The sequence below is a fragment of the Micropruina sp. genome (assembly GCF_047606365.1).
GTDB lineage: Bacteria > Actinomycetota > Actinomycetes > Propionibacteriales > Propionibacteriaceae > Micropruina.
In genome coordinates, this window is record NZ_JASGEN010000105.1 from 1 (window position 1) to 18,887 (window position 18,887).

The window sequence follows — 18,887 nt, forward strand, 5'->3', positions numbered from 1 at the left end:
CGACCACCCCGCACACCGACTTCGACGCCAACGTCTACGTGCTGACCAAGGAGGAGGGTGGCCGTCACAAGCCGTTCTTCTCCAACTACAGCCCGCAGTTCTACTTCCGCACCACCGACGTGACCGGTGTGGTCGAGCTGCCCGAGGGCACCGACATGGTGATGCCCGGTGACAACACCGACATGACCGTGCACCTGAACAAGCCGATCGCCATGGAGGACGGACTGAAGTTCGCCATCCGCGAGGGCGGCCGCACCGTCGGCGCCGGCCGCGTCACCAAGATCCTCAAGTGATCTGACGCTGTAACGCTGTCGCAGGCCCCCCGCCCCTCCGGGCGGGGGGTTTGCGCATGTTCGGACCTCGTGTGCGGGGCGCGGGGGAAGTTCTTCCTGTGTTGAGGTGACGGCTGCGGAAATAGCTACTACACTATGTCGTAGATGATCAGTCAATGATCGTGGTGGTGGCGAAGACCTCGCTGACCACAGCTCGCAGGGCAAGACCTCAGAACAGGAGAACCCACATGACCAAAGCGTCCGGCCCAGCCCGTCTGGTGGCCGTTCTGTGCATCATCTTCGGCCTCGTCGCCATCGGCGGCGGCGTCACAACTTGGGCGATGGTGACCACTCAGCTCTCCGCTGAGAACATCACCGTGCCCAAGGATTCCCCGCTGGTTCCGGGCGCCAAGGTACAGGATCCGATCAGCGCCTACGCGCAGGCCGAGATCATCAATCACCACGCGCTGACTGCGAGCGGTGGCAAGACCTACGCCGAGCTCGGCACCATGATCACCGAGGCCAAGAACGCCGGCGACACCGCGAAGGTCGACGAACTGACCGCGGCCCGCAACACGATGATGAACGCGTCCTTCCTGCGAGCCTCGCTGTTCACCTCGGTACTCGCCTACGGCGTCTCGCTGCTGGTGATCGGGTTGGGCGTGATGTTCCTGTTCCTGGGATGGGCGTTCGGCTCGCTGGCGAAGCCGAAGGTCGTATCGGCGGCATAAGCTGCGGTCGGGCCTGAGCTGGACCGTCGCTCAGTACCGCACCGCTCCTAAGGTGACCGGGGAATTCTCCCCGGTCACCTTTGGGTTTCTCCGCCGTCCGACGGCCAGGCTGGCGGACGCGAAGAGGACGGCGGAGGCAGCCGAGATGAGCCCGGTGCCAGGAGGGGTGTCCCAGTCCGCGCCGGTAAGCCCGCCCATCACGGCGGAGTCGAGCAGATAGCTGAAGGTTCCGGCGCTGTTGATGGCGAGCGCCAACAGGGCGACGCGCCACAGGTAGCGCCGGTAGGTCGTCGTCGGCGCGAGGTGGGTCGGCGAGAAGCGGCCGGCGCGTAGCCCGGGGAGTGGGTCCTCGATCGCGTAGCCGAAGGCCAGCGGACAGGCGAGGCTGAGCAGCACCATGGGCAGGTCGGCCCAATCACCGACCAACGGCTCGCCGATGGCCAGCAACTCCGCCGTGGCCAGGGCCAGAGTGAGTGCGGTTGGTACGAGGGCGATGATCCGGGTGGAGATCCGCCACGGCTGGGAAAGCGCGAAGATCGCCCAGCCGAGCCCGAGCAGCGACTGACCGATCAGGGCAGCGAGGTGCACCGCGAGGAGTCGGATCTGATCCTGCGGTATCGCCGGCAGGGCGACGCCGGCGTCCATCAGTGGATAGCAGCGCAGGCCGTCCTGGCCGGCGAGGAACTCCCCGCAGGGCAGCCAGAAGAGGTAGGCGGAGGTGGCCAGGGCCAGACCGCCGACGATGAGCATGATCTCGGCCACAAGGAAAGGCCAGCCGGCCAGCACGATCGGGTCGCCGGAACGCCACCTGCCGCGTTGGGTGCGGACGGCGCGTCCGACCTGGGCGGGAGTGCCGAGCCGCATGACGGCGGCTTCGCTGGCCGCGACCGGGTCGAGGCCGCGACGGGCCTCCTCCGCGGCGGCCTGGCCCAGATGATCGTCGATCTCGGCGACGATGTCGTCGGCGTCCGGAATGGTGCCGAGTTCGCGGCGCAGCGACTTCAGGTAGTCGTCGATCGGGTCGCTCATCGCTGGGCTCCGGTGATCGCGGCGACCGCGGTGGTGAAGCTGGACCAGGCCCGGCGCTCGTCGGCCAGCTGGCCGGTGCCGTCCGGGGTGAGCCGGTAGGACTTGCGCCGGCGTCCGTTGACCTCGCTCCAGGTGGCGGTGATCAGGCCGGCCTTCTCCAGCCGGTGCAGCGCCGGGTACAGGGTGCCCTCGGGGACGTCGATGACCTCGTCGCTGCGTCGGCGCAGCTCCTCGATGATCGCGTAGCCGTGCAGCGGGTTGTCGGCGAGGATTGACAGGATCAGGAGATCAAGGTGCCCTTTGAGTGCGTCGCCTCTCATGCCTAGGAAATCTAGGCATAGAGAGCCTAGGTGTCAACGGGCGAGTGACAGAGGGCGCGGCGAAGCCAGAATCAGTCGCGGGGGAAGCGGACGCCGACCAGCTCCTCGGTGGCCTCCCAGAGGGCGGTGAGGGCCTTGGCGGAGCGGGCCTGGCGGGGGAGGTGGGCCTTGCCGACCGGTCCGGAGGTGCCGAACATTCCGATCGGGCCGTAGTAGGCGCCGGCGGCGGCCTGCCGGCTGGCGGCGCAGAAGACCACCGGCTGGGCACCATCGGCGGCCGACTGCATCAGCCCGCTGATGCCGCCGAAGAAGGCGCCGACGCGATGCAGCGGATTGCCCGGGAGCAGCCGGGTGGCGGCCCAGCCGGGGTGTGCGGCGTGGGCGTTGAGCCCCCACTCGCCGGTGGTGCTGTGTCGCTGCAGCTCGCGGGCGAACATCACCATGGCCAGTTTGCTGTCGGTGTAGGCACGGCGCGATGACCAGTGCCGTTCCAGGTCGAGATCGTCGGGCCTGATCCGGCCGTTCTTCGCCACCAGCGAGCCGAGGGTGACCACCCGCGCGCGGCTTGCCCGGCGCAAGGACTCCAGCAGCCTGGCGGTGAGCGCGAAGTGGCCGAAGTAGTTGGTCGCCATCGTGAGTTCGTGCCCGTCCACGCTCAGCTCGCGCTTGCGGGTGCCGCCGATGCCGGCGTTGAGCACCAGGATGTCGACCCGACGGTCGGCGTACTCGGACGCGAAACGCTCCACCGAAGCGAGATCGGAGGTGTCCAGCTCGGCGACGGTGTGGCTGCCTTCGGGGTGTTCGGCGTGCAGTTCCTCGGCCACGGCCGTGCCCTTGGCGAGATCGCGGACGGCCAGCACCACGTCCGCACCGGCCAGGCCGAGCGCCCGCGCCGTCGCCTTGCCGATGCCGCTGTTGGCGCCGGTAACGATGGCCAGCCGCCCCTTCCGGGACGGAATGGTGAGTGGCGTCAACCGGTCTCTCATCGTGTCCCCTGACGCTTCTGGATCGCCGCCCACTCGTCACGCAGCCCGACGGCGCGATGGAACAGCAACGGCTGCCGGTCGTCGTGGGCGAAATAGCCGAGCCGCTCGAACTGCACCACGGCGCCCGGCTCGGTCTCGGCCAGGGCGGCTTCCAGTCGGCAGTCGGTGAGCAGTTCCCGAGAGTGGGGGTTCAGGTCGTCCAGCGGCTCGCCGGTCCGCTCGCCGGGTGCGGACGCCGTGAACAGCCGGTCGTAGAGGGCCACGGTGCCGTTCACCGCGTGCGCGGCCGAGACCCAGTGCATGGTCGACTTCACCTTGCGGCCGTCCGGCGCATTGCCGCCGCGGGAGGCCGGGTCGTAGGTGGCGTTCACCTGCACCACAGTGCCGTCGGCGTCCTTCACCACATCGGTGGCGGTGATCAGGTAGGCACCGCGCAGCCGCACCTCGCGTCCGGGGGAGAGCCGGAAGAACTTCGGTGGCGGCACCTCGGCGAAGTCGTCGGCTTCGATCCACAGTTCGCCGCTGAACGCGACCTCACGGACGCCGTCTGCGGGGTTCTCGGGGTTGTTGGCCACCTCGAAGTGATCCACCTGGCCCTCGGGCCAGTTGGTCAGCACCAGCTTGAGCGGCTTTAGTACCGCCATCCGGCGCTGCGCCGTGGCGTTCAGGTCGCGCCGCACGTACGACTCCAGCGCCTCGATGGACTGCCGGCTGTTGGTCCGGGTGGTGCCGATCTCGCGGCAGAACGCCCGGATAGCCGCCGCCGGGTAACCGCGCCGCCGCAGGGCGCGCAGCGTGGGCATCCGCGGGTCGTCCCAGCCGTCGACGACGCCGTCGTCGACCAGCTTCTTCAGCCGCCGCTTGCTGGTCACCGTGTGGGTGAACTCGAGCCGCGCGAACTCGATCTGCTTCGGCTGGTCGGACGGCAGCGGCAGCTGCTCCAGGTACCAGTCGTAGAGCGCCCGGTGGGTGTCGAACTCCAGGGTGCAGATGGAGTGCGTGACGCCCTCGATCGCGTCGGACTGGCCGTGCGCCCAGTCGTAGGTGGGGTAGATGTCCCAGGTATCGCCGGTGCGGTGATGGTCGGCGTGCCGGATCCGGTACATCACCGGGTCGCGCAGCTGCATGTTCTCGTGCTGCATGTCGATCTTGGCGCGCAGCACGCGGGAGCCGTCCGGGAACTCGCCGGCCCGCATCCGGCGCAGCAGATCGAGGTTCTCCTCGACGCTGCGGTTGCGGTACTCGCTCTCGATACCGGGCTTGCCGAAGCCGCCGCGCTGCGCCGAGATGGTCTCGATGTCGGAGTCGTCGACATAGGCCTTGCCCTGTTCGACCAGGTACTCGGCCCAGGCGTAGAGCTGGTCGAAGTAGTCCGAGGCATGCAGCACGTTCGCCGGCGTGTAGCCGAGCCATTCGATGTCGTCGATGATCGAGTCGACGTACTCGGTCTCTTCGGTGTCGGGGTTGGTGTCGTCGAGCCGCAGGTTGCAGATGCCGTCGAAGTCCTCGGCGAGGCCGAAGTCGACCACGATCGCCTTGGCGTGACCGATGTGCAGGTAGCCGTTCGGCTCGGGCGGGAAGCGGGTCTGGACGCGTCCGCCGAACCTGCCCTGCTCGTTGTCGCGCCGGACGATGTCGTGGATGAAGTCGTTGGCGGCGGGGTCGGCGGTCATGGGCGTAAACCTATCAACGCCGTCGGAGGTCCACTCGCCGGTGTCACCACCGATTTGAGTTTAATAGTAGAGATGACTAATATGGGTCATGCCCCGTTACGAGGGGCGCACATCTACACAGGAAGAAGAAACAGACCCCAATGTCTGCCCAGCAGATCATCACCCGCCCGTCCGATGCCGCCAACGAGTCGCGTAACTACACCTTCGCTGACCTGCGCGCCGCCGTGCTTGCCGATCGTGGCACCACCGTGGCCGTCCGTGCGGCCCTGGGCATCCTGGTCGCGGTCGCCGCGGTCATCGTGGCCGCCGGTGTCGCCACCCAGTCCGTGTTCGCGATGGTCGGGGGCGGCGTCAGCGTGGTCCTTCTCGCCGGCGTGCTGGTGTGGCTCGCGGCGGCTCCCGCGGAGCCGGCCAGCCGGTGACGGCCGCGGAGTTGGGGTAGCGATCCCCGCCACCACTGACTCCGCAACCTCCTTCGTCAGAAGGGGCGACACTTCCGAGTGTCGCCCCTTTCTGCGTCTCTTCTTCCGTACGTTCCTGAGCGCTGCTCGATGGCGCTCGGCGCGGACGACTTCACAGCGGGCGCCGACCGTCAGGCACAACTCACGCACAGGACGAGCCGGTTACCTGGTCACATGACCAGCTACCAGAACTACCCGGCGACCGACAGCGACGCCGTCCAGCGCTACCGCTATCTGTTGCGGACGGCGTCCCCGGACCAGATCGAGCAGGCACATGCCGAGGCGTTCGCGAATCTCTCGGCCGAGGAGCGCCGCGAAGTGCTGCGTGCCCTGGCGACCACCGACGAGGCGCCGTCCGACGATTCACCGGCGGCGCTGGCCCGGTCGGCGACCCGATTGGAGGTGCGGCAGCCAGGGGCGTTGGACCGGCTGCTCGGCGGCCAGGGCGCCGGGCGCACCGTGCTGACCTCCCTGGCCGCCGGCTTCGCCGGCTCGGCGGTGTTCAACCTGCTGTTCGGCCGTCCGGGCGGTCTGTTCGGCCTCGGGCACGGCTTGTTCGGCGGCGGTTGGGGTATGGGCGGTCCGCACGGCCTTGGCGGGCACGGGTTCGGTGGGCCCGGCTTCGGTGGTGGACCGGGTTTCGGCGGCGGACCCGGCGGCCCCGGCGGGCCGTGACGAGGCCCTTCCTAGACTGGACGCCGTGACCAGCCCAACGCCTTGGCCGACATGACCCTGCTGGAGCGGTTCTGGGAGGGGCTCACCGGCGTCCAGCAGTCACCGTCGGCGGCAGCGATCTGGTGGACGGCGCTGGCCGCGATCGCCGTAGTGGTGTTCCGGCCGGCGTGGCGGATCGCCCGGCACCTGGTCACCATCGTCCACGAGGGCGGTCACGCGATCGGAGCGGTGCTGACCGGACGCCGACTGCGCGGCATCCGACTGCATTCGGATTCCTCCGGCGTCACGTTGAGCCACGGACGGCCGCGCGGCTTCGGCATGTTCCTCACCCTGATCGCCGGCTATCTGGCGCCCGGGCTGTTCGGTCTGCTCGCCGCCGTCCTGCTGTGGCAACAGCATGCCCTGGCGGTGCTGTGGGTGGCGCTGCTGCTGCTCTGCCTGATGCTGGTCCAGATCCGCAACTTCCACGGCCTGTACTCGATGCTGGTGGCCGGACTGGCGGTGTTCGCGGTGTCCTGGTGGGGCAGTGAGCAGGTCCAGTCGCTGGTCGCCTACGGGTTCACCTGGTTCCTGCTGCTCGCCGGCCCGAGGAGTGTGATCGACCTGCAGCGGGCGCGGCGCAGCGGACAGGGGCGGGGCAGCGACGCCGACCAGCTCGCCGGGTTGACCCGGGTGCCGGCCGTGGTGTGGGTCGGAGTGCTGTTCCTGCTCGACTTGGCCGCGCTGCTGGTCGGGAGCTGGCTGATCTGGCCCGGTTCGCCCGGCTGAGCCGTCGCGGGAGAGCCGGGCATTTGGCAGCATGGCGCGGGTGAACCAACTCGCCCGCGTGCTCGGCTTCGGGTTACTCAGTGCGCTCGCCGAACGGCTGCCGGCGCGAGCCGCGATGGCCGTCCAGATCGTGTTGATCCTGGTGGGCTCACTGCTGCCGCTGTGGCCGCTGTCGCGCGGCACGATCGGGCTGCAGGACCTGCTGGCCTACAGCGCCTTGTGGCTGGCGATGTCGGTGGGCACCACGCTGATCCGGCTGTTGACCATGACGAGAGCCGGCAGCGCGGCTCAGTTCTGGGCGTTGCACTACGCGATCATGATCGGCGTGCTGAGCCTGGTCACCGGCATCTGGGCGGTGATCCTGATCAGCCTGACCGGCGGCGGGAGTTGGTCGACGCTGCTGCTCACCGGTCTGGCGATGCTGCTGGCCAACGCCTGGGCGCTGGCCGACGGCTGGTTCTCTCGTGGCGGCCGCACGGTGGCGAAGCTGTGGCAGGTGTTGCTGCCCGGTTATCTGCGGTTCGTTCCGGTGCTGCTGGCCACCGTTCTCGGCGCGGTGGTCATTCTCGGCGAGTATGACGACTACCGGTTCCTGGTCGGTGCCTGCCTGGTCGTTGCGCTGACCGTGATCGATCTGACGCTGGCGGTGCTCTCGTACCGGCGGGTGCTCCAGCCCAGCTGATCCCGGCGCGTCCGTGCGGTCGCGATAGGCTGAAGCGGCCATGACCCAGACTCCTGCACGCCTGCGTGTCGCGCCCTCGCCCACCGGGGACCCACACGTCGGCACCGCTTACATGTCCCTGTTCAACAAGGCCTACGCGCAGGCCACCGGCGGCCAGTTCGTGCTGCGGATCGAAGACACCGACCGCGCCCGCTACGTCGCAGATTCCGAGCAGCAGATCTTCGACACGCTGCGCTGGCTCGGCCTGCCCTGGGACGAGGGCCCGGACGTCGGCGGGCCGTACGCCCCCTACCGGCAGTCGGAGCGGCTCGACACCTACCGGCCGTTCGTCGAGCAGCTGATCGAGTCCGGCCACGCCTACTACTGCTGGTGCTCGACCGAGCGGCTGGCCCAGTTGCGCGCCGAGCAGCAGGCCGCCAAGGCGTCGGTGACCGGGTACGACCGGCTCTGCCTGGGTAAGACCCGCGACGAGCGGGCCGCGCTGCCCGGCTTCACCGAGACCCCGGTGGTGCGGATGCTGATCCCCGACGACGCGCCATTGTCGTTCACCGATGTGATCCGCGGAGAGGTGAACGCGCCGCGTCCGGACGATCAGGTGATCCTCAAGGCCGACGGCTTCCCGACCTACCACCTGGCGGTGGTGGTCGACGACCATCTGATGGGCATCACCCATGTGGTGCGCGGCGAGGAGTGGATCAGCTCCACGCCGAAGCACATTCTGCTGTACCAGTTCCTCGGGCTGACCCCGCCGGCGTTCGCGCACATGCCGCTGCTGCGCAACACCGACAAGTCGAAGATCTCCAAGCGGAAGAACCCGGCCGCCCGGCTGGTCTGGTTCCGTGAGCAGGGCTACCTGCCCGAGGCGCTGCGCAACTTCCTGCAGCTGCTCGCCTACCCGCCGGTCGGCGAGTCCGAGGTGGCCACCTTCGACGAGTTCGTGGCCGGCTTCGACTGGGCCAAGGTAAGCACCGTCGGGCCGATCTTCGACCTGACCAAGCTGAACTGGCTGAACGGCGAGTACATCCGTGCCCTGGCGCCGGACGAGTTGGCCGCCCGGATCGTCGAGCACCTGGAGTTCACCGGTGAGTGGGCGGACGTCGACCCGGCGAAGGCGGAGCTGCTGCGGCGCGCGACGCCGCTGATCCAGGAGCGGCTCGGGGTGCTCTCCGAGGCGTTGCCGAAGCTGGAGTTCCTGTTCACCGCGGACGCCGACCTGGTGGTCGCCGACGATGCCCGGGCGCAGCTCGGTGAGAATGCAGGCGAGGTGCTGGACGCCTCTCTCGCGGCACTGGAGGCTTTGGAGCCTTTTGCCGCGGACGGGATCCAGGCGGCGTTGCGGGCGGCGCTGGTGGACGGGCTCGGGCTGAAGCCGCGGTTCGCGTTCGGCCCGGTGCGGGTCGGGATCACCGGGTCGCGGGTGTCGCCGCCGCTGTTCGAGTCGATGGAGCTGCTCGGCCGTGAGTCGAGCCTGGCCCGCCTGCGGGCGCTGCGGGCGACGCTATGAGCGTCGTCGCGATCTTCGGTGGGCGCTCCGAGATCGGTTTGGAGATCGCCAACCGGCTGGCTGCCGGGAATCTGGTGGTGCTGGCGTCGCGCCCCGGTGGTGAGCGGCCGGAGGTGCCCGGTGCCGAGCGGGTGCTGCATGTCGATTTCGACGCCGACGACGTCGCCAGCCATGCCGCGGTGGTCGAACGGATTGAGGCCGAGGTGGGCACGATCGACATCGCGGTGCTCACCTTCGGCGTCCTCGGCAACCAGAAGCTGGCCGAGGCCGACGCCGCCGAGGTGGTCCGGATCGTCCACACCGATTTCACGGCGCAGGCGTCTCTGCTGACGGTGCTCGCCGACCGGATGCGGGCCCGGGCCTCAGGCACCCTGGTGGCCTTCTCGTCGGTCGCCGGGCAGCGGGTCCGGCGTCCCAACTACGTCTACGGCTCGGCCAAGGCCGGGCTGGACGGTTTCGCGTCCGGCATGGCGGACGCCCTGCACGGTTCCGGCGTCGACCTGGTGATCGCCCGGCCCGGCTTCGTGATCGGCCGGATGACCGAAGGCATGTCGCCGGCACCGTTCTCGTCCACGCCCGATCAGGTCGCCGAGGCGGTTGTGAAGCGGATCCGCGAGGGTGGTCCGGTCGAGGTCTGGATTCCCTGGCAGCTGCGGGTGTTGTGTTTCGTGGCCCGTTTCGTGCCCCGGGCCATCTGGCGCCGGATGCCGCGATGACCTGTTCGGTCACCTGGGACGAAGCCGGCCTGCCGGCGTGGGGAACCGCGCCGCGGGCGGCGTTCTGGGTGACCGTCGAGCAGAACGGACCCTGGGGTGCGCGGGCGTTCACCCAGTCCCGGCTCGACCCGGCCGTCGGCGCGGCGATCGAGGCCGAGGTGCTGGCCACTGGCGGACGGCCGCTGCTGATCCGGCGTCCGGCCAGTCACGTCGACCGGGGCGATCATCGCCGGCGCCAGGTCTATGTCGCGGGCGGGCTGGCCGGCACACCCTGGCTGCTGGGCGGCACGGTGACCGAACCCGACGAGGTCATGACGTTGCCGTTCGACCGGCTCGCCGACATCGACCCGGACGAGTTGGCCGCCGAGGTCGACTGGCTGGAACGACTGGACGGCGGCGTGCTGCTGGTCTGTGCCAACGCCAAACGTGACCTGTGCTGCGCCTTGCGCGGCCGTCCGATCGCGCTCGACCTGGAGCGACAGAACTCCGGCCGGGTGTGGGAGTGCACCCACACCGGTGGCCACCGCTTCGCACCCACCGGACTGGTGCTGCCGTCCGGCCAGTCGCTGGCCCGGCTGACCCCCGAGGTCGCGCACGCCGCACTGCAGGCCGCCGACGCCGGACGGCTGGCGTCCGAAACCTTCGGGCCCTGGCACGACCGCGGCCGCGGCCACCTCGAACCGGTGCGTGCAGTGGCCGAGGCGTACATTCGCGAACTGACCGGGGAGTGCTCACCCGAGGCCCTGACGACCGCCCCGGCATCGGCCTCGTCCGATGGAGAAGCGGCTCATCGAGAGCCCGCCTCTGCTGGCAGAGACTGCGACCTCGGCGAACTCATCGAGGTCGCCCATCGTGACGGACGCCGTTGGCTGCTGCGGCTGAGCCAGGAGGCGTACGGCGATCTGCCCGAGTCATGCGGCAAGGCGGCGGTTGCGGCCAGGTCGTGGCTGGTCGTGGAGACCCAGGCTCCCTGAGTGCAGGGCCCGGACGGCCGTGGCCACGGTCCTGGAACGGGTGGCAACACCCGACCCCCGGCCTGGAACTGCGGGATCTCGCTACTGCTGGTAGCTCTTGTCGTTGACGCTGAGCACCGTCCATTTGCCGTTCGTGTACTGCAACTTGCTCACCCCGACATTCGAGATACCGGTGGTCGGGGTGTTCAGCGAGTCGGTGAGGTAGCACGAGATCGACAGGCCGCTGGAGACCACCAGAACCCGCTTGTGGTGGTTCCGGGAGGCATCGCGGGCGATCCGGTTCAAGGACGCCGACAGTCGGGCGTTGGCGTCGGAGCAGTCCTCGGCGGGGAGGGCGATCCCGCTCTCGGTCGGCCGCCCGGCGACCGTCTTCAGCGCCGCCATCGTGCCATCCACGCCGTGCTGCGCCATGGCGATGCCCTCCATGGTCTGCCAGCCGCCATTCTGGCCGTCAGCGTCGGCCGGTGCGTTCGGTGCGGCGTCCTCGTCGACGGAGTAGCCCAACTGGTGCAGGATGGCTAGCCACGAGGCGCGTGCCGGACCCCCCTCAAACGTGCCGAAGGCGAGTTCGCGCAAGCCCGCGTCCTGGTGCACCGTCTTTCCCCGGCTGCCCATGCCCTTGAGGATCAATTGGGCGGTCTCCAGGTGCCGTTTCATGTCCGCCGCATAGGCGCTGTCGAGCTTTCCTTCACGCGCGGCGATGTTCTTGCCAACGGTCCTCGGGACGGCCCTGGCGGCATCGTTCACCAGCGGGGAATCGGTCCAGCCCTGGGCCCGCTCCAGCACGTTCAGGATCGTCTGGCCGTGGCGGGTGAGATAGATCGTCACACCGCGGCTGTGGCTCCGGCCGCCATGGGCCAGCGCGGGGAGCGACGCCGGTGCTGGGGCGGCGACGGGAGCAGCGCTCGAAGCCGAGGCCACCGGGCTGCCGGGGATGGTCGCCGCCCCAGTGATGACGACAGCGGCCGCGGCCGAGACGCGGGAAAGGACACTCTTCATGACTTCCTCCTTGCCGTGGGCCGGCGCCGGTGCCGGCCGAACCCGAGACATCCTGCCGAGCCGCTTTTTGTCCTTCAAGGCGCAAAAATCGGCGATGTCGCCGCCCGGCAAGAGGGCTGGCGCGACTGCCGCCGGACTGGCGACGGCAGGTGATCGGGGCAGTGGTTCAACGAGCTCGTCGGCGACGACGGCGGTCAGCCTTGGCTCATCCCCGCCCAGCGACGAGCGAGCAGCTGATCGAAACCGGATGCCATCACCAGACCAGTCGCTCCCAGTGCTGAAGCGAAGCGACCCAAGACCGCCGTCCGGAGCGGGATCCCGTTGTGCATGGGCAGAGCCGAGGCGCGCAGCCCGGTCGTGATCGCGGAGAACAGCGGTTCGCCAGCCTGGGTGAGAGCGCCACCCACGATGATCGCCCGTGGATCGAGCACGTTGCACAGGGTGCCCAGCGCCCTGCCCGCCTCGTAGCCCGCCGTACGGATCAGATCGCCGCAGGCGCGATCGCCGTCTCGCAACAGCTCGAGCGCCTCCGGGAACGAGATCGCCCGGCCATGCGCCTCGGACAGGTGCTCTAGCAGCCGTGGAATACCGATCGATGCTTCGAGGCAACCGCGTCGACCGCAGCGACAGCGCTCCCCGCGGGGGTTGCGGCTGATATGGCCGAACTCGCCGGCGGCGCCGCGCTGGCCGCGCACCACCTGACCGTGCATCACTATGGCGCCGCCGACTCCGGAGTGCAGTTTGAGGAAGATGATCGTGTCCAGATCGGTGGCGGCCCCCCAGAGCTTCTCGGCGTGGGCGGCTAGGTTCGACTCGTTGTCGGCCACCACGGGATAGGGCAGATGGCCCCTAATCAGGTCGAGAAACTGCACTCCCGCCCAGTGCGGCAGGATGCTGGAGTAGGTCAAGGTCATCTCCGTGCGATCCATCGGCCCGGGCAGCGCCAGCCCGACGCCTACGATCGGCCCGGTCTGTTGTTGCTCCAGCTCGGCGATCAACCGAAGCGACGTCTGAATCGCGTCCTCCACCGTGTAGTCCAGCCCGAGGAATGCCTCAGCGGTCCCGAGGATTCGGTGGGCGGGGTCGACGATGGCTGCCAGAACGTGCCGCAGCCCGTAGTAGAGGCCGATCGCGGAGGCGACCTGCGGATTCACCGCGAGTAGTGTCTGTGGGCGTCCGCGCCCGCGGGGCGGGGTGTCCAGTTCGATGGCGATCCGGGCATCCAAGAGCTGACCGATGGCGCGCGAGACGGTCGACCTGCCGACGCCGATCTCCTCGGTCAGCCGTCGTCGATCGATCGGGCCGAGGCGAGCGAGCAGGTCGACGATGTTCTTTGTCATTCGCGAGTCGACGCTGACCAGCTCCAGATCGCGTGGCCCGAGATACACCGGATGATCCATTGGCCCTCGCATTCTGTCGTTGTTCGGACAATATTGCGGACGCCTTCGGCCGCGCAAGGGTGGCTCGTCGGAGGCCTGGCCCGCGCCGCCGCTGACAGACGAACAGGTCGCCGGGTGCCTCGAAAGCCCTGCATTTATGTTGCTTGACGGACAATATTTGCCTTGGGATGTTGCTCTGGATGCGCCAGTCGGCGGTCCGTCCAGCGAGGCGGACCCCGGGCATCGATCAACAGACATTCACCCAATGGAGGGAGACGGCTCATGGCGGATGAGCACGGAAAACTGTCCGGGAAGATTCTCGGCATCTCGGCGGCGGCCGCAGTCGGAGGCTTCCTGTTCGGCTTCGACACCGCTGTCATCAACGGCGCGGTCGACGCGCTGAGCGGCACCAAGGCGGGCTTCGACCTCACCCCGACACTGACCGGCATCGCGGTCTCGTCCGCATTGCTCGGCTGCACCCTTGGTGCCATGTTCGCCGGGCGGGCGGCGGACAAGTTCGGCCGGATCAAGGTCATGGTGGTCGCCGCCATTCTGTTCGCGCTGTCCTCGGTCCTCTCGGGGTTCGCTTTTGGTGTCTGGGACCTGATCCTGTGGCGTGTGGTCGCGGGTCTCGGTGTGGGCATCGCCTCAGTGGTCGTCCCGGCCTACATCGCGGAGGTGTCGCCGTCCTCGGCGCGCGGTCGCCTTGGATCGCTGCAGCAGCTGGCGATCGCTTTCGGCATCTTCGGCGCCTTCCTGTCCAATCTCGCCCTGGCCTCGGCTGCCGGGACGCCGGAGGATCCGCTCTGGTTCGGAGCGGCGGCCTGGCGGTGGATGCTGGTGGCCGGCGTGGTGCCCTCCATCGCCTACGGCGTGATGGCGCTCCGACTGCCTGAATCGCCGCGCTATCTGGTGACCGTCGGACGAGTGGATGAGGCCCAGCGGATCCTGGCCGAGAATGTGGGCGACCCGGAACCGGCGGAAACGGTGCGCGAGATCCGGGCGTCGCTCAATCACGACCATCAGCCGCGATTCGCCGACCTGCGCAGTGCGACCGGAGGACTGAAGCCGGTGGTGTGGGTGGGCATCCTCATCGCGCTGTTCCAGCAGACGACGGGCATCAACATCATCCTGTACTACGGCTCGACGCTGTGGAGCCTGGTCGGTTTCAGCGGCGGTCTGTCGTTGGCGATTCCGGTCGGCACGTCGATTCTCGGCATCGTCATGACGCTGGTCGCCATCGCGGTCGTCGACAAGGCGGGGCGCCGTCCGCTGCTGCTGATCGGTTCCGCCGGCATGGCCATCAGCCTGGCCCTGGTGGCGGTCGCTTTCGCCAACGGCACGCCGGCCGCGGACGGCAGCAGTCATCTGCCGTTCGGTTGGGCGATGACCGGCCTGATCGCGGCACACACGTTCTACATCTTCTTCTGCGCCACCTGGGGACCGGTGATGTGGGTGATGCTGGGCGAGATCTTCCCGAACCAGATCCGGGGCGCCGGCATGGCGCTGGCGACCGGGGTCAATTGGATCGCGAACTTCCTGGTCGCCTTCACGTTTCCGATCTTCATCGCCGGGATCGGCCTGAGCACCACCTACGCGCTGTACGCGATTCTGACCGCGCTGTCGTTCTTCTTCGTCCTCAGGCGGGTACCCGAGACCAAGGGCCGCAAGCTCGAGGACATGACCGAAGATGCCAGCCCGCGGTGAAGGTGGCACCACGATGAACGAGCGTCAGACGGCCGTTCGGACGACGCACGGTGACGTGCGGGGTCTCGCCAGGGAGGGCTCCATCGCCTTCTACGGGATCCCGTACGCCACGGCGCCAGTCGGGGGTCGTGCCTTCTCGCAGCCTGAGCCGCCCCAGAATTGGACTGGGGTTCGCGATGCCACCGCACCTGGGCCGACCGCCCAGGTCACTGGTTTCGATGGGGGGACCATTCCCGAGCCGTCGGTCCCCGGGGACGACATCCTCACCGTGAACGTGTTCACCCCGGAGCCGTCCCGGGCCGCCGCTCTGCCGGTGCTGGTGTGGTTCCACGGCGGCGCCTTCATAGCGGGCTCTCCGGTCAGCCCCTGGTACGACGGGGCGGCGTTCAACCGCGAGGGAATCGTGGTGGTCTCGGTCGGATACCGTCTGGGGATCACCGGCTTCGCGGCTGTCGAGGGTGCGTCGCCCAACCGTGGCGTCTCGGACTGGCTGGCGGCACTGCGCTGGGTGCACGACAACATCGCCGATTTCGGTGGAGATCCGGGACGGGTCACGATCGCGGGACAGTCCGCCGGCGGCAGCGCCGTCCTGACCATGCTCGCGATCGAGGACGCCCGATCCCTGGTGAGCCAGGCGATCGCCTGCTCACCGGTGTTCACCCAGATGACTCCGGCGGGCGCCGATCGGGCGATGGTCGAGATCGGCCGGTTGCTCGACCTGCCCGGTACCGCGAGCTCCCTGTCCGAGGTGCCCCGGACGCGCCTGGACGAGGTGGTCTGGGAGATGCACAACACCTTCGGAAAGGCGCCGGAGGCGGCCAGGCCGCACACCGACCCGCTGTCCTTGGTGCTTCAGATTCTGACGTCGCTGGAGTTGTCACCGACGTTGGACGGCTCCCTGGTGCAGCGGTCGGTAGCAGAAGGGGTGCTGCAGGGCGCGGCCGGCGATGTGCCCTTGCTGATCGGCTCCACCGCCGCGGAGTTCAACGCGCTGGTCCCGGAAGGAGTGGGCTTTCCAGTCGGCCGCGAAGTGCTCGCGCTCGAGACGTTCGGCATCGGCTGGGGCACGGCCACTCGCTACCTCAAGGAGCGATCAGACCTGACCGGATCGGAGTTGGTCGGCCAGTTGCTGACCGATCTGATGATCCGAGGTCCGGTCGCCTTCCTGGCGGAGCGGCGTGAGGCCACCTGGGTCTACGACTTCCAGTGGAAGGGGCGAGGTGAGCTCGACCCCGGCCGGGCATTCCACTGCCTCGACTTGCCGTTCGCCTGGAACACGATCGCGACCGCGGGTGCCGTCCGGGCGGCCGGGGATGCCCCGGAGGCGCTGGCCTCCGAGGTCCATGGCGCTTGGGTGCGGTTCATCAAGACCGGTGACCCGGGATGGGCCGCACATAGCGAGAGACGGGTGGTCCGCTGCTTTGACGAGCCGAGTCGGGATGTGGCGAACGGCTACGCCGCCGAGCGACTGGTGGGCCGTGCCGCCGTCGATCTGGGGCTGGTGGGGGAGCGAGGCGACGACCTCGCACCCGCGTGACTCGACGGATCCCCGCACGACCGGTGGCGGTGGAGGAAGCCTGCCGGCTCCTCCGCCGCCACCGGCGCTTCCGGATCAGGTGGGTGCCAAGAAGGCGCGGACCGCAGCCATGAAGGCGGCCGGTGTGTCCTTACGGATGTTGTGTCCTGCGGACGGGTGGTGGCTATGAGTGAGGCGGTCGGCTAGTGCCCTCCGCGCCTGGTGCACCATCGCGATGGTGACGATCGCGTCGGCGTCCGGGTTGCCGGTGAGTAGGAGCACCGGGCCGCTGTACCTGTCCCAGGCCGCCGGGCCGGTGTCCGCCACCCAGTCCTGGTTCATGCGCAGGATCGTGGTGTCGACGTCGATCTTGGCCTCGAGCCAGCCGCACAGATCGCGTTCATCCCAGGCCGGGTGCTGTGCCCGACCCTCGCTGAGGATCTTCCGGGCCGGCCATGCTTCGAGTTGGGCGGCACGGTCGCACAGGAATCCGGGAGGCGCGTCCGGTTGATCGTCGCTCACCCCCCAGGCGGGATCCTCCAGAGTGAGGGAGTGCACCAGTTCGGGGCGGGATTGCGCGATCTGGTGGGCGACCAGCCCGCCCAGGGAATGCCCGATCAGGTCGAAGGTTCGCACGCCGAGGCGGCCGAGGGTCTCGACGACCGCGCTCGCGAGTCTGGTGAGACCGAAGTCCCTATCGATTAGCGGCGATGTGCCGTGCCCGGGAAGATCGACGGCGATCACCTGGCGGTCGTCCTCGGTGAGTTCTTCCATCACCCGGATCCAGCAGGCCGCCGAGTCGAAGATGCCGTGGATGAGCACCACCGGACGGCGTTCGCTGCGTCCGGCCCGGAGTGCGGCCAGCGGGCCGGCCGGGAGGCGGGTGATGTCGATCATCGAGCGACTCCTTGCGATGTCAGCGCTGCCCTGCGGCAGCTGAATCCTGAACTTACATCATATGAATCGACGGCTCCTAGTGCACGCGACAGCGCGTGCATGGTCACGCACGCCCACCGAGGGCCTTTTTAAGCCGTCCGTGGTTGACAAACATCGTATGTAAAATCATCATAAACCCTACGAATGCGAGTTCATCTAAGGAGCCCTCGGCATGCACGCACTGCAACTCCTTCCCCTGGCTGGCGAGGTCGGGTCGACCCAACTGGTCATCGCGGCGCTGGTCGGCGTCGCGTCGATCATCCTGCTGATCACCGTGGCCAAGCTGAACCCGTTCCTGTCGCTGATGGCGGGGTCGGCCATCGTGGCCGCGATCGCGGGCGTGGGCGTGAATGAGCTCTTCAAGAGCTTCGTCACGGGCTTCGGCTCGACTCTGGGCGGGGTGGGCATCCTGATCGGTCTCGGCGCACTGGTCGGCAAGCTGTTGGTGGACAGCGAGGGTGCGAACGCTGTGGTCGACAAGATCCTCGGCTCCGCCCCGCTCGCGCTGGTGCCCTGGGCCGTCACGCTGATCGCCTTCATCGTCGGCATCCCGATGTTCTTCGAGATCGGGCTGGTGCTGCTGATGCCGATCATCGTGTTGACGGCACGAAGGGGAAAGCTTCCGATCATGCTGATCGGCATCCCGGTCCTGGCCGCGCTCGGGCAGATGCACGCCCTGATGCCGCCGCACCCCGGACCGCTGGCGGTGATCGACGCCCTGCACGCCGACCTGGGTTTGACCATGCTGATCGGCTTCGCCCTCGCGATTCCGGTGATCATCGTGGCCGGACCGCTCTTCGCGCCGATCGCGGCCCGATGGGTGCCGGCGATGGCGCCCGAGCAGGGTGCGGTGGCGACGACGCAGAACACTACCTATCGGCGTCCGTCGTTCGGCGTGACCCTGGCCACCATCCTCCTGCCGGTCGTACTGATGCTGGCCCGGACGGTTAGCGAACTGACGCTGCCCGCGGGGTCTCCCGTGCGGACCGCGTTGGAGTTCGTGGGCACGCCGGTCGTCGCCCTCTTCATCACCGCGCTGATGTCGCTGATCACCCTGGGTGTGCGGACCGGGCGGAGCATGTCCGAGGTGGGCGTGAGCGTGTCGGCGTCGTTCGGTCCGGTGGCCGGCATCCTGCTCATCGTCGGTGCCGGAGGCGGCTTCAAGCAGACCCTGGTCGATCTGGGCGTGGGGAAGGTCGTCGCCGAAGCGACCTCTGCACTGTCGCTCAGCCCGCTGCTGGTGGCCTTCGTTCTGGCGGCGCTGGTGCGGATCGCCACCGGCTCAGCGACGGTGGCCGCGCTCACGGCCGCAGGGCTCGCACTGCCACTCGCCGAGGGATTGTCGCCGGTCCAGGTGGCGATGCTCGTCCTGGCCGTCGGTCTCGGATCCGGAGTGCTGTCGCATGTCAACGATGCGGGCTTCTGGTTGATCAAGGAGTTCTTCGGTCTGACCGTCGTCGAGACGTTCAAGACCTGGACCGTGTTGACGATCATCGCGCCGCTGGTGGGCATGGTGCTGCTGTTCGGCGTGTGGTCGTTCGTCTCTTGACGAGGCGCTG

The 18,887-nt window shown here is 68.5% G+C and carries 18 protein-coding genes and 1 pseudogene; 12 read left to right on the top strand and 7 right to left on the bottom strand.

Going from position 1 to position 18,887, the window contains the following annotated elements; translation table 11 throughout:
• Positions 1-293, top strand: a pseudogene (locus QM624_RS12040) (elongation factor Tu); the annotation flags it as partial.
• Positions 294-520: 227 nt separating this feature from the next.
• A complete protein-coding gene (locus QM624_RS12045) occupies positions 521-1,003 on the top strand; it encodes an aromatic ring-opening dioxygenase LigA (RefSeq protein ID WP_415092093.1) in 483 nt (160 codons plus the stop codon).
• A gap of 30 nt (positions 1,004-1,033) precedes the next feature.
• On the opposite strand, the gene QM624_RS12050 is transcribed toward QM624_RS12045, so the two are convergent.
• From QM624_RS12050 to QM624_RS12065, 4 genes are all read right to left on the bottom strand, one after another.
• A complete protein-coding gene (locus tag QM624_RS12050; protein ID WP_415092095.1) occupies positions 1,034-2,032 on the bottom strand; it encodes a permease prefix domain 1-containing protein in 999 nt (332 codons plus the stop codon).
• Positions 2,029-2,352: a PadR family transcriptional regulator gene (locus QM624_RS12055; protein ID WP_415092097.1), complete on the bottom strand. Its 324-nt coding sequence runs from the start codon at positions 2,350-2,352 to the stop codon at positions 2,029-2,031. The genes QM624_RS12050 and QM624_RS12055 overlap by 4 nt, the downstream gene beginning before the upstream one ends.
• A gap of 71 nt (positions 2,353-2,423) precedes the next feature.
• Positions 2,424-3,338: an SDR family NAD(P)-dependent oxidoreductase gene (locus QM624_RS12060; RefSeq protein WP_415092099.1), complete on the bottom strand. Its 915-nt coding sequence runs from the start codon at positions 3,336-3,338 to the stop codon at positions 2,424-2,426.
• A complete protein-coding gene (locus QM624_RS12065; protein WP_415092101.1) occupies positions 3,335-5,011 on the bottom strand; it encodes a glutamine--tRNA ligase/YqeY domain fusion protein in 1,677 nt (558 codons plus the stop codon). Before QM624_RS12065 ends, QM624_RS12060 begins: the two co-directional genes overlap by 4 nt.
• Before the next feature lie 140 nt (positions 5,012-5,151).
• Between QM624_RS12065 and QM624_RS12070 the strand changes: the two genes are divergently transcribed.
• The 7 genes from QM624_RS12070 to QM624_RS12100 all read left to right on the top strand — a co-directional run bounded on the left by QM624_RS12070 (position 5,152) and on the right by QM624_RS12100 (position 10,791).
• Entirely contained in the window at positions 5,152-5,433 is a 282-nt protein-coding gene (locus tag QM624_RS12070) for a hypothetical protein (RefSeq protein WP_415092103.1), read from the top strand.
• 213 nt (positions 5,434-5,646) lie between these two features.
• Positions 5,647-6,147 (top strand): hypothetical protein, encoded by a 501-nt coding sequence (locus tag QM624_RS12075; protein WP_415092105.1) that lies wholly within the window; start codon positions 5,647-5,649, stop codon positions 6,145-6,147.
• 51 nt (positions 6,148-6,198) lie between these two features.
• Positions 6,199-6,915 (top strand): M50 family metallopeptidase, encoded by a 717-nt coding sequence (locus QM624_RS12080; protein WP_415092332.1) that lies wholly within the window; start codon positions 6,199-6,201, stop codon positions 6,913-6,915.
• Positions 6,916-6,955: 40 nt separating this feature from the next.
• On the top strand, positions 6,956-7,597 hold the full coding sequence (locus QM624_RS12085; protein WP_415092107.1) for a DUF6498-containing protein: 642 nt from the start codon (positions 6,956-6,958) through the stop codon (positions 7,595-7,597).
• 112 nt (positions 7,598-7,709) lie between these two features.
• Positions 7,710-9,101: a glutamate--tRNA ligase gene (gene gltX, locus QM624_RS12090; RefSeq protein WP_415092334.1), complete on the top strand. Its 1,392-nt coding sequence runs from the start codon at positions 7,710-7,712 to the stop codon at positions 9,099-9,101.
• The gene (locus QM624_RS12095; RefSeq protein WP_415092109.1) at positions 9,098-9,817 is read left to right on the top strand and encodes an SDR family NAD(P)-dependent oxidoreductase; all 720 of its coding nucleotides are present in this window, start codon (positions 9,098-9,100) and stop codon (positions 9,815-9,817) included. The genes gltX and QM624_RS12095 overlap by 4 nt, the downstream gene beginning before the upstream one ends.
• The gene (locus QM624_RS12100) at positions 9,814-10,791 is read left to right on the top strand and encodes a sucrase ferredoxin (protein WP_415092111.1); all 978 of its coding nucleotides are present in this window, start codon (positions 9,814-9,816) and stop codon (positions 10,789-10,791) included. The genes QM624_RS12095 and QM624_RS12100 overlap by 4 nt, the downstream gene beginning before the upstream one ends.
• A gap of 81 nt (positions 10,792-10,872) precedes the next feature.
• Here the strand turns inward: QM624_RS12100 and QM624_RS12105 are convergent, their stop codons facing one another.
• Both QM624_RS12105 and QM624_RS12110 read right to left on the bottom strand, forming a co-directional pair.
• Positions 10,873-11,901 carry a histidine phosphatase family protein gene (locus QM624_RS12105; RefSeq protein ID WP_415092113.1) on the bottom strand — a complete coding sequence of 343 codons (1,029 nt, stop codon included), beginning with the start codon at positions 11,899-11,901 and terminating at the stop codon, positions 10,873-10,875.
• Between the two features lie 83 nt (positions 11,902-11,984).
• The gene (locus QM624_RS12110) at positions 11,985-13,247 is read right to left on the bottom strand and encodes an ROK family protein (RefSeq protein ID WP_415092115.1); all 1,263 of its coding nucleotides are present in this window, start codon (positions 13,245-13,247) and stop codon (positions 11,985-11,987) included.
• A gap of 204 nt (positions 13,248-13,451) precedes the next feature.
• On the opposite strand from QM624_RS12110, the gene QM624_RS12115 reads away from it, so the two are divergent.
• Both QM624_RS12115 and QM624_RS12120 read left to right on the top strand, forming a co-directional pair.
• Positions 13,452-14,876 carry a sugar porter family MFS transporter gene (locus QM624_RS12115; RefSeq protein ID WP_415092117.1) on the top strand — a complete coding sequence of 475 codons (1,425 nt, stop codon included), beginning with the start codon at positions 13,452-13,454 and terminating at the stop codon, positions 14,874-14,876.
• A 13-nt stretch (positions 14,877-14,889) separates the two neighbouring features.
• Entirely contained in the window at positions 14,890-16,413 is a 1,524-nt protein-coding gene (locus tag QM624_RS12120) for a carboxylesterase/lipase family protein (protein WP_415092119.1), read from the top strand.
• Positions 16,414-16,488: 75 nt separating this feature from the next.
• Here QM624_RS12120 and QM624_RS12125 read toward each other — a convergent pair whose 3' ends face one another.
• Positions 16,489-17,289: an alpha/beta fold hydrolase gene (locus QM624_RS12125; protein ID WP_415092121.1), complete on the bottom strand. Its 801-nt coding sequence runs from the start codon at positions 17,287-17,289 to the stop codon at positions 16,489-16,491.
• 211 nt (positions 17,290-17,500) lie between these two features.
• Here QM624_RS12125 and QM624_RS12130 point away from each other — a divergent pair, with 211 nt between their 5' ends.
• On the top strand, positions 17,501-18,877 hold the full coding sequence (locus tag QM624_RS12130) for a gluconate:H+ symporter (protein ID WP_415092123.1): 1,377 nt from the start codon (positions 17,501-17,503) through the stop codon (positions 18,875-18,877).
• The last annotated feature ends 10 nt before the right edge of the window (positions 18,878-18,887 follow it).